Annotated in this window: 12 protein-coding genes and 1 riboswitch; of the genes, 6 read left to right on the forward strand and 6 right to left on the reverse strand. The window is 40.9% G+C overall.

Annotated features, from left to right (window positions below):
* Nucleotides 1-91 precede the first annotated feature (91 nt).
* The 4 genes from AC3WJJ_RS03955 to AC3WJJ_RS03970 all read right to left on the reverse strand — a co-directional run bounded on the left by AC3WJJ_RS03955 (nt 92) and on the right by AC3WJJ_RS03970 (nt 5,183).
* Nucleotides 92-1,648 (reverse strand): cobyric acid synthase, encoded by a 1,557-nt coding sequence (locus AC3WJJ_RS03955; protein WP_492539576.1) that lies wholly within the window; start codon nt 1,646-1,648, stop codon nt 92-94.
* A gap of 210 nt (nt 1,649-1,858) precedes the next feature.
* The gene (locus tag AC3WJJ_RS03960) at nt 1,859-2,623 is read right to left on the reverse strand and encodes a CPBP family intramembrane glutamic endopeptidase (protein WP_492538199.1); all 765 of its coding nucleotides are present in this window, start codon (nt 2,621-2,623) and stop codon (nt 1,859-1,861) included.
* A 71-nt stretch (nt 2,624-2,694) separates the two neighbouring features.
* Nucleotides 2,695-3,783, reverse strand: coding sequence for a GIY-YIG nuclease family protein (locus AC3WJJ_RS03965; RefSeq protein WP_492539578.1), 1,089 nt, complete (start codon nt 3,781-3,783; stop codon nt 2,695-2,697).
* A gap of 143 nt (nt 3,784-3,926) precedes the next feature.
* Complete coding sequence (locus AC3WJJ_RS03970) at nt 3,927-5,183, reverse strand: chitinase (RefSeq protein WP_492538201.1); 1,257 nt, start codon at nt 5,181-5,183, stop codon at nt 3,927-3,929.
* A gap of 296 nt (nt 5,184-5,479) precedes the next feature.
* Here AC3WJJ_RS03970 and AC3WJJ_RS03975 point away from each other — a divergent pair, with 296 nt between their 5' ends.
* From AC3WJJ_RS03975 to AC3WJJ_RS04000, 6 genes are all read left to right on the forward strand, one after another.
* Entirely contained in the window at nt 5,480-5,854 is a 375-nt protein-coding gene (locus tag AC3WJJ_RS03975) for a BlaI/MecI/CopY family transcriptional regulator (RefSeq protein WP_492538203.1), read from the forward strand.
* Nucleotides 5,855-5,866: 12 nt separating this feature from the next.
* Nucleotides 5,867-7,159: a M56 family metallopeptidase gene (locus AC3WJJ_RS03980; protein WP_492538204.1), complete on the forward strand. Its 1,293-nt coding sequence runs from the start codon at nt 5,867-5,869 to the stop codon at nt 7,157-7,159.
* A 234-nt stretch (nt 7,160-7,393) separates the two neighbouring features.
* On the forward strand, nt 7,394-7,789 hold the full coding sequence (locus AC3WJJ_RS03985; protein WP_492538206.1) for a DUF2871 domain-containing protein: 396 nt from the start codon (nt 7,394-7,396) through the stop codon (nt 7,787-7,789).
* Nucleotides 7,790-7,991: 202 nt separating this feature from the next.
* Nucleotides 7,992-9,182, forward strand: coding sequence for an MBOAT family O-acyltransferase (locus tag AC3WJJ_RS03990; RefSeq protein ID WP_492538208.1), 1,191 nt, complete (start codon nt 7,992-7,994; stop codon nt 9,180-9,182).
* Between the two features lie 27 nt (nt 9,183-9,209).
* Nucleotides 9,210-10,370: a hypothetical protein gene (locus AC3WJJ_RS03995; protein ID WP_492538210.1), complete on the forward strand. Its 1,161-nt coding sequence runs from the start codon at nt 9,210-9,212 to the stop codon at nt 10,368-10,370.
* Nucleotides 10,348-10,533, forward strand: coding sequence for a hypothetical protein (locus AC3WJJ_RS04000; protein ID WP_492538212.1), 186 nt, complete (start codon nt 10,348-10,350; stop codon nt 10,531-10,533). Before AC3WJJ_RS03995 ends, AC3WJJ_RS04000 begins: the two co-directional genes overlap by 23 nt.
* Nucleotides 10,534-10,810: 277 nt before the next feature.
* Here AC3WJJ_RS04000 and AC3WJJ_RS04005 read toward each other — a convergent pair whose 3' ends face one another.
* Both AC3WJJ_RS04005 and AC3WJJ_RS04010 read right to left on the reverse strand, forming a co-directional pair.
* On the reverse strand, nt 10,811-12,154 hold the full coding sequence (locus AC3WJJ_RS04005) for an alanine/glycine:cation symporter family protein (protein WP_492538214.1): 1,344 nt from the start codon (nt 12,152-12,154) through the stop codon (nt 10,811-10,813).
* Nucleotides 12,155-12,300: 146 nt separating this feature from the next.
* Nucleotides 12,301-12,399: riboswitch (glycine riboswitch) on the reverse strand.
* Between the two features lie 645 nt (nt 12,400-13,044).
* Entirely contained in the window at nt 13,045-13,824 is a 780-nt protein-coding gene (locus AC3WJJ_RS04010) for a hypothetical protein (RefSeq protein ID WP_492538216.1), read from the reverse strand.
* Nucleotides 13,825-13,912 lie beyond the last annotated feature (88 nt).

A 13,912-nucleotide genomic window follows, 5' to 3' on the forward strand; every position in this document is an offset into this window, starting at 1 on the left:
ATCTTTGTTTATTATTAGCGTCTATATAGTGAACGAAGATGTACGGGTCTACTCAGAAATAAAGAAAACCTCTTCGTGACCCGTCTTCTAATTACTTCTCTCTCACAATGTCATATATCCGCTTCATATCAATATGTCCCCGAACAATATCGGCGACGCGATCAAATTCCTCAAACTTTCTTTCATGGGCATTGAATGTCTGCGAAATGGGCTGAAGGCCTTTCTTCGTACGAATTCCATCAAGCCAGGATCGCCGGAGATCATCATTGTCGAACAAGCCATGCAGATATGTCCCCCATACGGTGCCGTCTGAGGTAGCCCATCCTTCTTCATGTGCTGCATTCGAATCGGTAATCTCGGTCTCTTCGTGGTCTTGTACTAACCTAAAAATAGAGCGAAACTCTTGATTTCCACTTAGATCGGCTCGCTTCGTTATACCCATATGTATCTCATACGCCTCAATCTTAAAGGAATTGGAATCTGATCTGGACAAAAGCAGCGAATGGTCCGGCATTAACTTTCCTTTGACTCGAACCGTTTTTTTCTCCTTAAGAAATGTCGTTGCTACCGGAAGCAATCCGAGTCCCTTAGCTTCCCGAGCATCCCCTTCTACCGCATGAGGATCGCATAGCCATTCCCCCAGCATCTGATAACCTCCGCACACTCCAACAAGCTGAACACCTCTACGGTGAACTTGATCGAGAATGGCTTGATCCAATCCACGATCCTTAAGGAACTTCAGATCACTGATCGTATCCTTTGTTCCTGGAAGAATAACGACGTCAGGCATGCCAAGCTCATGAACTGAATTGACATATCTAATAACCACATCAGGTTCATATCCTAGCGCATCGAAGTCGGTGAAATTAGATATTCGAGGATAACGAATAACAACGATGTCGAGCTCCCGTTCTTGTTGTCTTCGATACTGAAGTTCATCAAGCACAACCGAATCCTCTGCCTCGATACGCATATCCTGAATATATGGAAGAACACCCAGCACCGGAATGCCTGTTCTTTCTTCAAGCCAATCAAGCCCCGGCCTTAATAATTCAACATCTCCTCTGAATTTATTGATGATAAAACCTTTAATCCGCTTGACCTCATGAGGTTCAAGCAATTCGAGAGTACCCACGAGAGATGCGAAAACACCACCACGATCAATATCAGCAATCAACAGAACCGGTGCATCCGCCCATCCAGCCAGATTCATATTCACAATATCCCGATCTTTGAGATTAATCTCGGCCGGACTTCCTGCACCTTCCATGACAACGATATCATATTCCTCTCGAAGACGATCTAGCGCTTCTAGAACGATGGTTTTCGCTTTCGGTAAAAACTGTGTCCGATAATCCATAGCACTCATCTGCATCTCAGGTACCCCATGGATTACAATCTGCGATTGCATATCTTTAATCGGCTTGATCAATATGGGATTCATATCCGTTGTTGCTACAATTCCACAAGCCTCAGCCTGAACGCCTTGCGCCCTTCCGATTTCTTTCCCTTCCATGGTCACATAAGAGTTGAGTGCCATGTTTTGCGATTTGTAAGGAGCAGGGCGAAGTCCATCTTGAACAAAAATACGGCATAATGCCGTAGTAACGATGCTTTTGCCCACATCCGAAGCAGTTCCTTGAAGCATTAGAACGGCTCCTTTTATACTTTCATAAGAATTATCTTCGTCTCGCTTCGTAAATTCATAATTAACCATGTGATCTTTCATAGTCGTCCGCCTTTCTGCTCTAACTCGACTTCTATCCCTATCTTCTCAAATTTATTGCCAAAACGAAAGCAGGCTGTGCCCTAGACGCCGCTAGGTCAGCCTGCTTCTTATACATTACACTAAAGCCCATCAAGCTTGTATTTGAATATTTGTCTTTCTTTTATGTAATAACACGAACACGAGATAAGCTCCATAAAGTAAGTATAAAACATTAAGCACGGAAACGATCATAATTTCTTTATCTGCGATGTCGCTTCTCGTCATTTGAGCTAAAGCATCAAATAGAAAATGGAATACGATTAAAGGAATAATATTGTTGGTCGTCTCAATCAGCAGAGCCAGAATAAAGCCGATAAGAAGAGCATTTATCACTTGTAGGATGATCTGGAGGGAATCACTACCGCTAAATGCATTAGCCATATGCAAAAGTCCGAAAAAGACGGAAGAGAACATAATATAAAATACAGGTCCTTTATGTATCAACTTCGCCCTTATAATCCCTCTAAATATGGATTCTTCCGTAAATCCAACAATTAATGAAAAAACAATGATAAGTATGATCTTTGCTGCAGTGAGTTCTGTATTCAGTCCACCCATCATCGGTTGAATAAGCACGATAATTAGTAATGGAATGTAATAGAGAGCTGCCTTATCTTTGCGCTTATCCAGCTTATGAAATCCGAATATTCCAAGTGAGCGATCCTTCTTTCTCATGTACACCATAACAATGACTGCCATCACGAAGAAAGCACAAGCTTGAGTAATCATGATTCCGGTATCTTTCAACTCCGCTATGGTCGCAACCGCAGAGGCTACTGCAATCCATATAGTTAATCCCAACCCAAACATAATTGAAAACCAGATCGGATGTCCTTTGGATACGTTATTCTCCATAATATCTCTCCTCTTATATAGCGCTAATTAGCGCTCTCAATCAAACGCATCCTAGATATGATGACGGTAAACTATTCCAGCACTTCATTCACCAAATGTTCAAGTGCCTGATCCAAGTCTGAGGAGTCCAAAGAAGTAGTCCAGTCCTCGGGTACGAGCATGTGCTTGCTTCCGTTACTCCGAAGATAACTAAATATAATCTGTGCTCGGTCAATCTCTTCACGCTTAACCCTCGTATTCAAGACAGAATCATGACCCGTAAACTCACTTCGAATCAACGATTTAATCTCCACACGTAATTGTTCGGGGCTCATCTCTTCCATATTAAATATAATGGATTTAAGAATCGTACTTCGCTTAATTAGAAAAATCTTCATCTTTTCATCGTCAATAAGCTCAGCAACAACAATATTACTACTCTCTGCTGTGAATCCAAGGACTTCTTCCTTTTTCAGAATAAAGTTCATGGCTGTCATGTAGTCTCTGTATTTTGCAGCTCGTTCAAAATCAAACTGTTCAGCTGCGCTCATCATACTCTGTTCTATTTCATCGTTCAAGCTCTTTTCCGTTCCATTGAGGAGCGCAATGAAGCGGTCCATTAATTGTTCATACTTCTTCGCAGCTTCTCCGCCGAGGCACATACCAAAGCACAGCCCAATTGAATAATTCAAACATGGCGTATGCGTAGCAGATGATTGATTACAAGCTATTTTTAAGCATTCCTGTATTCCTTGAATGGCTCTTTCCATTGCGTTCTTGCTTGCTGTATAGGGTCCATAGCACAGATCCCCTTCTTCAAAGTTTGGTTCATTGGTAATTTCAATACGACGTAAACCATCCTTTTGCCTGATTTCTAGATAGGTATATGCTAGAGGGTTCTTCATTCTGCGATTGTACATCGGCTTCATATCCTGAATGAATTCACACTCCAGCATGAGAGCTTCAAATTCCGTATCTGTCGTGATATGATCAATTGACCTCACATGATTTACAAGTTTCTTAATCTTAGGAGTGTGAGACTTAGATGCTGTAAAATAGGATTGAACTCTTTTTCTTAAGCATTTTGATTTACCTACATATATAATTCCACCGAGCGAATCTTTCATTAGATAGACACCTGGGGAAGATGGTAGATTTCGAATTTGAGTCTGTATGGAAATAGGTAACCCTCCTTATGATACGAGCAACGAACCATTGGTTACCTTTATTTTAATAGATTAGCTGAGCATAAAATAGATATCATAGAGAAAAGCTGTCCCCTCGCAGAAAATCTCCACGATTGGAACAGCTTCTGATCAAGCTTCTAAAACGGATTCATACCAAGTGTATCAATCTTCTCACCCGTAATATCTACACCCATCCGGCTCGTAATATCACGATAATGTCCGGCACGGCGTTTCACTGAGCTACCTTCTGTTTCCCCAAGATTGGCTTCCAGACCGTTCAGCACCATAATCGTGATCCCGAACCCAGGTTGGCTCAGTCCTTTGGCAAGGTCTTGTGCTGAAGGTTTCCATTTGTTAATAATGACATCATGTGCTGAAGGCTTTGGTGATTGCGGCGTCATCCAGAATAGAATAGCTGTCATAAATCCGACTTTTCCATCCGCAGCTACAATCTCTGGATTTTTAAGCAGTATATTTTTATCTCCATAGATAATGGAACTGAACAGACCGTAGTTAAAGTTCCAGCTAAGCATGATCGGACCCCGACCATAATAGCGCTTGTCCTTCACTCCTGGATAGAGCTCACTACTTCCTGGGTCCACAAACGCATCTTTATTAACACCCGTTCTGCCTGCAATATTCTCATTCCAGAATAACCCCCACTTAAGCTCACCACCAGGTGCAGTGGCCCAACCGCCGCCCGTCTCATGCGCAAGATTCGCGAGGAATGCTGCAAGCTCACGCTTACGATCCTTCTTAAATCCTTCTTTCAAAAATGTTCCAAAATCAATGATAACGGTTTCAATTTCTTTGTTCCGATTCGAAATGGAATTGAAATCCGAAGAGCGAGAGATTAATGTCTCAATCCTAGCATCCTTATCCAGTCTATGTATCTCCTGTGAGTTATTCGTACCTTTACGGGTGCTAATCTTAAGCTTAATGTTCGAAACCTCTGTTACAGCTGCAATTAGGTTTTCATAAGAGAAGTAATCCTTCTGGTCCTCTTTGAAATATTCCTTGCCTTTGGCAACCTTAAACCACTCTGGTGATCCTAATCGATTCGGAAATAGAAACTCGTATTCCTTCTCAGGCAGAACAGATTTCACAGCGTCAACTGCTTGGTCGGGCTTGTAGTCTGGGTCAATACCATCCCACTCACGTTCGATTTCTTTGAGCGTTAGAAAGTGATTCTCACCCACGGTAAGTGAACTTCCTTCATAACTGTTCTCATTGATGACGATCGTATGACTTATCCCACTGTTCGATACATTCTTTTCAATCGTTACCTCTGCAGCAGAAACAGTCACCGGTAAAGCAAATAACACAGCACCAAGCGATACACTAATGGAGCGTTGAATCAACTTACTAGATAAGGGATACTTCCATTTAGACATAGACACTCTCCTTTTTTCTTTAAATTGGTTATGTTTACTTAATTATAGAAATTGATAAAAATTTGTATATAGTTCCAATTCCCTGAATAGATGCGAATAAGAGGGCTTTTTATGACAAGAAAGACCATTTTTTACTACAATATGGTTGTATTTACATACTAATAGGTCGAAAGATGTGATTTAGCAAAAGATGAGTATAACTAGGTTGACACATACTACGCAATGTAGTAGATTTTAATCACTACATTGCGTAGTGATTAAATATGTTCAATACTAGAAGTGAGAAGGTGAATATCGTGAAAGAAGTACAAAAGTTATCTGATACAGAAATGGAACTGATGGAGGTAATTTGGGAGTGTGAGCATCCGGTAACTTCAACCGAGTTATTGCAGATTTTCGCACAGAGAGGGAAGGAGTGGAAATCCCAGACAATCTCTACTTTCTTATCGAGACTCGTGGATAAAGGGGCTTTAACTGCAACGAGGCATGGTCGCATCAACTCCTATGTCCCCTCCCTTTCAGAGGCAGATTACAAGGTATGGGAGACCCAAAATATATTGAATGGATTATATCAGGGTTCCGTCAAGAATATGATCTCCGCGCTTTATGACGGTGACAAGCTTTCAGAGAAAGATATCGCAGAGTTAAAGCATTGGTTCTCCGAAAGGTAGGTGTGCGTACATATGAGTCAAATTCTCCAACTGCTGATCACGCTTACGGTTGCAGGTAGCACCATTACGGGTTGTATTCTGCTCTTACGCCTCGTTCCCTCTCTTGTCGTACCTACGAAATGGCGATACTTTTTAGGGAAAATGACTGTTTGGTTCTACATACTACCGATAGCCTTTATCTTGAAGGGGTTTATCGACGTCTTTCCTTCAAGGCCAGCTATGGATGGATATAGTAGTGGATTATCGAATGAGGTATTCATATCAACTTCAACCTCTTTGTATGATGAACTCCATAAGCTGTCTATTCCTGCTGAAGCTGCATGGATCGTACTCAGCTTTTGGGGGATCGGGGCTTTGCTATTTGCGAGTTGGCAGATCTACTGCTACAAGAAGTTTATACAAAACCTAAATGAAACCAGTTCACCCTCTTCACCAAACAACGAAGATTATAAACTGTTGTCTAACCTTAGGCAGGCGCTTGAGATAAAACCTCATGTGAACCTTGCCTATTGCTCTAACATTAAAAGCCCTGTTCTTGTTGGACTCTTGAAGCCAACGATTCTGCTACCCGCAAGCAGGGAACTAGATTTAGAGCTTCGCATGGTCCTTCACCACGAACTAATTCACCTCAAACGAAAAGATTTATGGGTGAAAATGCTTATGTTAGTTGTTAGTTGCCTGCACTGGTTCAATCCTTTGGTTCACTTGTTACGTAAAGACATTCATTTCTGGAGCGAAATAGCTTGTGATGAAGAAGTCGTTCGAGGTATGACATATGCCGAGCGAAAAAGATACGGTGAGACCATCTTGAATGTCATGATCGGAACACGGGATTTACCTGTCCGCTTCGCTGCTTCCTTATCTGGAAATGGCCAACAATTGAAGAGGAGATTAACGATGATGATGAATGTGAAGAAGCTTAAGAAACGCACTATATTTATGACGATCGCAGCACTGATTGTCATGGGTGCTATTGGGACATCCACCGCTGTATGGGCTGCAAAATTTTCGCCTGAAGTCAACCTATTCGGAGGTAAAGCATATGCAATCGAAGAAAAAGGGGGATCCCATTTTACAGATGGTTCCGAGTATGATTATTACTTTACCGCACTATCCCCTATTCAGCAAAAGAAAGTTACAAAAGAAATGGCTCAATATTATGTGGAGAATGGAAACGTGGTAGAATACTACGAAACAAATCCGGACAGCATTCCTTATGCTGACCTTACTCCAGAGCAACAGAAACAAGCTAAGAAGGAGATCGGCAAATACTCTCTTAAAGAGGTTAGAGAACTGGTTAACTAAATACATAACGATAATTTTGTGGGCTGCTCCCCGGTTCTTGTAACCTGAGGCAGTCCTATTTGTAGTTATTCGATAAGGAACACTACCCTTCAACTTTGAATTATAGGTATCTTCCCTCTTTCCTCGTGAATAGTATCACTTTTGTAATATTTAGTTCATATTGTGTTCTTATTCACATGCTAATCTGTCGTTAGATGATACGATTAAATTATATTATAAAGGAGAGATATCTTAATGAAGAAACTTTACTACACTTCCTTTTTCTATGCTGTTCTCGGGCTAATAGCAGGTATTTTTTATCGGGAAATTACGAAACATAGTGATTTTACGGGAAATACGGTATTAGTAGCGCTTCACACGCACATTCTCGTCCTCGGATTTATGTTCTTTATGATTGCTCTGATTCTAGCCAAGGTATTTCAAGTTCATGAGGCAAAATCCTTTGGTGCATGGTATATCGTCTACAACCTCGGCCTGTTGATTACGATTGGTGCTATGACAACTCGCGGTATGCTGCAATTGAATGGTGGAGACATTAGCTTCTTGCCTCACATCGCAGGTCTCGGTCATGCGATATTAGGCGCAGGTTTCATATGGCTGTTGATCCTTCTTGGCAAACGCGTTAAATAATTCAAATCATACCGCTGGGTTCATAACCTGGCGGTTTTTTCATGTAAATAATCTATGACTTCATATGTTAACAAATTGTAATATCTGGTGTTTATATATATGAAATGGATAATTGATCGATAACTATTGCATTTCGTGGTATTATTAATTTTCTGAAAGAAATTATAGAGTACTAGGTTCGGATGGTGGAAGTAATATTATGATGTATACAGACTGGTTTTATTGGCTTTTCGTGTTATTGGCCGTTGTGATCTACCATGTAAGTCCATTCCGCTTAAGACCCTTAGTTCTAGTGGCAGCAGGAGTCACTTTCTACTACTACTATGCCGGATCTTTTGTTATTTTGTTGCTTCTCGAAGCTATTATTGCATTCATACTAATTCAAATAGCTATCAAAAAAACCAACAGGTGGATTTACGCAGCAGCGATCATAGGTGTCATTCTTGTTCTCGGTTATTTTAAGTACAGTAATATGCTGATCACGACGATCAATGATTTACTATCTTTCGTTCATCAGCCGTTTCTGCCAAAAGCAGAAGACATCGTATTACCGCTCGGAATATCTTATTTCACATTTGAGTTAATTCATTATTTAGTTGAGCGCAAACGCGGAAACCTTCCTGAGCATAAGCCAGTAAGTTTTTTTTCGTTTCTCTTCTTCTTTCCCACGATGGTAGCAGGCCCAATTAAACAATTCCAAATGTTCTATCCTCAATTGACGGCTCGCTTTCGTATGGATCATCTTATCACTGGCGTTACCCGAATCGGGATCGGTCTTTTTAAGAAGTTAGTATTAGCAGGTACCATCGATCTACTCGCACAACCTGTGTATTCCCAAGCTGGAATTGCGAATTCTGACATGGCGACGTTATGGATTTCGTTAATAGCCTATACCTTTGTCATTTACTTTGACTTCTCGGGTTATTCGGACATTGCGATCGGTACGGCTCGTTTATTCGGGATTGTTGTCCCTGAGAACTTCCGTTTCCCATATTTAGCTCGAAGTATCGCAGAGTTCTGGAATAGATGGCATATATCACTTGGTTCTTGGCTAACTCGGTATATTTACTTCCCACTTGGAGGTAGCCGAGTTCCTCCCCTACGCATTTATTTCAACTTAATGTGCACCATGACGGTCTCTGGCTTGTGGCACGGTGCAGCGTGGAATTTTGTATTATGGGGTATGTTCCACGGCGTCATGTTATGTGTTCATCGATTCTATTTGAAAGAGCTAAAACCTAAGCTGAAGCCGGTACCGAAATGGTTGAAACCAGGAACGACTTTGCTTGCAATCGGCGTGACTTTTTTCGGAGTGACTCTAAGCCGGGTATTCTTCGTTCTGCCCGTGATGGATGGCTGGGATTTGATGTTAAGACTGTTTGGTCTGAGATAAGGCTCAGAGAGTGAGGTAAAAGAAATAATGTTTAGCAAGCTTCCAATAAAAAGACTGCTGATTCTTATGGTCATCTTGGCCATCGTTGGATTAGCTATCGTCACCAAGTGGGCAGATACGATTGTGGAGGATGTCCGACAAGAAGTTGTTGAACATGCGGAGAAAAATCTTCGCGTTCCTCTATATGATTCCATCGTATATACACCAATATGGCTTGAATATTTACAGAAACAAAATTTTGATACACCCGTAATCGGTATGTTTGGTGCCTCCACCGTATATGGAACGACGGTTAAAGATGCGTGGAACACCCCCGCTGGCATCATACAGGTACACTTAGAGGACAAGCGCGTACTCAATCTTGGATTATCCGGCGCTCGTCTTGCAGAAACCTATGCCATTCTTTCTTCTATCATTGATAAAATAGATTATGTAGTCTATGAAATTAACTATGGGATATTGTCAGTCACTGATAACGATCCCTCGGTATCCATATACCCGACACTTATGAGTAAACTGGATCAGAATATTCCTAGACAGTGGCTTAATGAATTTAATCATAAAGATAAAGAATCAGTACCAAGTAATGTCCATGACACCCTAACGACCGGGCTTTTGAACCATTGGACCCTTTATCATGATCGAGATGTCATTAACTATCGATTCTTCAAGACTCGTACCACAACCGAATACCTCCGTCGAGAGGTCAAAAAAGTACGAGATGCCAAGCAAGGAATTGCAGCGACCTATATCCCGCCGTATCGTTCCTTTGATAAGCTCAAAGAACATCAGCAAGAAGAGATTGTGAAGCACTTTACTTCTCTGTACGCATGGGACGAACCCTTTGATAAGAGTAAGAGCTTCGGTCTGTTCCTGATGGAGAAGACGCTGGACCTTCTGGATGAGCATAAGAAAAAAGCGGTCTTCTATACCGCTCCACTGGATAAGCAAATGATTGATGAACATCATATGCTCAATTGGAATGATTACTACACCGTAATGGGAGCCTATCAGGAATTAATAGAGTCTCGCAATTATCCGTTCATCGAGTTCAACAAGGAAGAGAGCAATCTTATTCCTCATGAGTACTATCATGACGCATCCCATCTTATTGATGATGGAAGCACCATTTTCGGGGAAATTTTATATGAAAGGCTGAGATCATTTGGAATTACAGACACGCAGTAAGGAACAAGAGAGTCCTGAGGTTTATTCACTTGGCAAGCGAATTACTCGCGTGATGTATCTAAGTCTAGTCACAGTCGCGGGTGCCATCGCCATGATCTCCATAGTGTTAGGCATTTTATTCTTCTCGGGTGAGACGTCATCGTTTATTTATATGAATTTCTAAGTTATAAAAAAGGGAATCCCTTGCAGGTCTATGGACCTTTGGGATTCCCTTTTTCGAATAATTCTTATCGTGCCTGAGGAAAGTGACTATTGCTTGGGGACTGATGTAAGCCTCATTTGCCCCTTCTACTCCTGATCCATCCAAAGGCAACAGCTAATACAATGACAATAACAAGCCAATAAGCTATCCCAAAAGCTACACTCTCCCACCTATTTATTCATGCTAACACATCCGAAAGATGGCCAGTCAACTATCGTCTGGTTAAACATCATTATTTCTAATTCTTTTTTAGATGTTTTAAATACAAACGCGTTTCCGCCACAACGACCCCAGATAAAGCAAGTAATGCAATCAGGTTCGGCAGCGCCATCAGTCCGTTGACGATATCCGCAAGTACCCAGACAGCCTGTAGCTTAATAAACGCACCCACACCCACAAGTAAAACAAACACGATACGGTATGGCAAGATGGATTTGACACCAAATAAATAGACGATACAGCGTTCACCATAATAGTTCCAACCCAAAATCGTCGTAAAAGCGAACAAGACTAAACATAACATCAGGATCAGTGACCCCAGTGGCATCGCAGCATCAAATGCCGTCTGAGTCATCTCCGCACCGAGTGCTGCTCCATTCCAAACACCCGTTACAATTAGCGTCAAGCCAGTAAGCGTGCATACAATGAGTGTATCAATAAATGTACCCGTCATCGATATCAACCCTTGCTCTGCTGGCCATTTCACTTTAGCTGCAGCAGCGGCAATGGGTGCACTACCAAGGCCCGATTCATTCGAAAAGACACCTCTGGCAACCCCTGTCTGAATAGCCATCATAATGGTTGCACCTACGAAACCGCCACTTGCTGCGGTCGGATTGAATGCGCTCTGAAATACTAGCAGCAGTGCATCTGGAAGTTTGTTAGCAAACACAATCAGCACAACACAACTAGTTAGGATATATACAATCGCCATCATTGGGACAACTTTCGAAGTGACCTTCGATATGTTTTTAATTCCGCCCATGGTTACCAGAAGCGTCAACACAGTTATCACAATGGCTGTGGCTACAGTCGGTACCCCCAAGCTAGACTGTACAGAGGATACAATGGCATTAACTTGCGGGAATGTACCAATCCCGAATAATGCGACCAGCACACCGCTCACAGCAAAGAATATAGCAAGTGGTTTAAATCGTTTACCCAGACCTTGTTCAATATAGATCATCGGACCGCCTGACATTTGTCCATTCTCGTCAACCTTCCGGTACTTAACCGCAAGCACACCTTCTGCATATTTCGTAGCCATTCCAAAAAAAGCTGCAACCCACATCCAGAATAATGCACCCGGTCCACCGATCTGAATCGCTGTCGCGACACCGACAATATTCCCTGTTCCAATCGTAGCAGCTAGGGCAGTAGCCAACGCACCGAAACTGCTCACATCCCCCTGCCCTTCATTCTTCGAGGTAAATATTAATTTAAGTGCCAGCGGAAGCTTCAGCACCTGTAACAATCCGAGTCGAATGGTAAAATAGATGCCTGTCCCTACCAGCAATATAAGAAGCGGCGCCCCCCATACGAATTGATTCACACGACTTAACCACTGTTCTAACTGATCCATTTTCGAATCCCCTCTTCTTCATGATGTCGATGTGTCTAGAAGACACAAAAAGAGCCAAATCTATGGGATTTGACTCTGGGGACATTTTTGCAGAATAGCAAATACAACGATGAGTGAAAAATTTCACTTCGAATAACAATGCAATCTCTGCAATCCCTGTCCTTTTACCTGAGAGTTTGAACGTATGTATTACGTCTTGCCCCTTCGGTGCCCCGCTCGAGCGGAGTCTCTCCAGAGTTCTGTCCATATACGGTCCTGCTAGCGTCCAATCTTGCAGATTGGTGCGAACGCCTGAGAGTTTTGCCCCTTCGGCCAGACTACGGTCTGTCTCCCGTATACTTCATCCAGATTATGAAGTTGTATGTCATTTATTATAGAAAGTGATGGGTCATTCGGCAACGGAAATGATTTACAAATAGGGTGTGGGGGATGTGAAAGGGGGTGTTGTGAATAAATGATTACTCAAATTTAAATGAATAATGTTATGTTGTTATGTTGTCTTTAAGCAGTTTCGAATAATATTCTTGTAATCAAGATGTCCTACTAAACTGGATGTTTGTGCTTAAATATCTCTTTATAATCTATACCCCAGTCCAATTCCAAATTAAGAAACCAGGCTCAAATTTAGATCTGGTTTGATCTTGCGATACAGTTTTCATTTGTTCTATCATTATTTTATTTCCATTAGGTTGGTTTCTCCCATTTTATGCTCTCTATATTCTTGATTCACAAACTCGCGAGGCTTGCCGAGTAAGATGGACTTAGCCTCAGAGGGTCCAAGCCCGATTCACGCTTCCACCCAATATCTTTACACAGATTAAAGACTACTAGTGATTCCATGTAGAAGTATTGTTAGGAGATGTTGCTGACTCTTAGAAATTTCAGAAGAATCAATCCACTTGAAGAATTCGCTTCATTAATTCATCCTTAGCTATAAATCTAAATTTTGTACTTATATTTAAATATGGTTCATTTCCTAAACAAAAAAAAGATTCATTGATAGGATGAAATATGTACCACTTAGCTCCATCATCTTCAAAGTAAACTGGTTTGTTCGTTTGAACACTTGAGTTCAGTTTTTCAAAATCAAAAAATCTATATATTACTCTAGATATAGGAATCAAAGTTGTAAAAGTAATTAAACAATACATGATTAATACCGCTAACAATACTCCGAACGTTTCAGCTGTGGAAATACTCTCTCGGTAAACTTCAGAATATATTTGTGTTCCAATATAATACGTAGGTAGTAAGTAATATCCAAGTGAAGCTACAGCACATGATATAAATAAAATGATTTTGATTTTTTTAGATAAATGTCCAAATAAATCAAAAAACGTCTTTTCATTTATTTCTAATAGAGTCATTACAATTAGTAAAAAAATCACTAATATTATAACGGCAGCTAAGGCAATCCAACCGTTATACAAATATTTATATTTAAAAAACATCTCAGATATAAAGAACATTATCATTACAGTAGCCAAGCCTTCAAGGGTTAATTTAAAAATCTTTATTGATAATATTCTTTCTTTTGACAATATTTTTTGCTCAATTATTGAGGAGGTAAACATTGTAATTGGTTTTGTCCTTATTACTATTAAAAATAACGATACTACTAAACTGGGAACTCCAATCTTTGATAGAAAATCACTCATTAATGCTTCCATCTTTTCTCCTTTATAGCTTACTATATATTTTGACTAATTTTGATGTATCTACAAACCCGATTTCGCTTAAGGAAGGAATGAATTGAGT

The organism is Paenibacillus sp. FW507-14B1B (assembly GCF_058781425.1).

Coding starts and splice junctions, on each gene's coding strand:
- AC3WJJ_RS03955 (WP_492539576.1), bottom strand. CDS start 1,648: ATGCTTCAAGGAACTGCTTCGGATGTGGGCAAAAGCATCGTTACTACG.
- AC3WJJ_RS03995 (WP_492538210.1), top strand. CDS start 9,210: ATGTTTAGCAAGCTTCCAATAAAAAGACTGCTGATTCTTATGGTCATC.
- AC3WJJ_RS03990 (WP_492538208.1), top strand. CDS start 7,992: ATGTATACAGACTGGTTTTATTGGCTTTTCGTGTTATTGGCCGTTGTG.
- AC3WJJ_RS04005 (WP_492538214.1), bottom strand. CDS start 12,154: ATGGATCAGTTAGAACAGTGGTTAAGTCGTGTGAATCAATTCGTATGG.
- AC3WJJ_RS04010 (WP_492538216.1), bottom strand. CDS start 13,824: ATGGAAGCATTAATGAGTGATTTTCTATCAAAGATTGGAGTTCCCAGT.
- AC3WJJ_RS03960 (WP_492538199.1), bottom strand. CDS start 2,623: ATGGAGAATAACGTATCCAAAGGACATCCGATCTGGTTTTCAATTATG.
- AC3WJJ_RS03980 (WP_492538204.1), top strand. CDS start 5,867: ATGAGTCAAATTCTCCAACTGCTGATCACGCTTACGGTTGCAGGTAGC.
- AC3WJJ_RS03985 (WP_492538206.1), top strand. CDS start 7,394: ATGAAGAAACTTTACTACACTTCCTTTTTCTATGCTGTTCTCGGGCTA.
- AC3WJJ_RS03970 (WP_492538201.1), bottom strand. CDS start 5,183: ATGTCTAAATGGAAGTATCCCTTATCTAGTAAGTTGATTCAACGCTCC.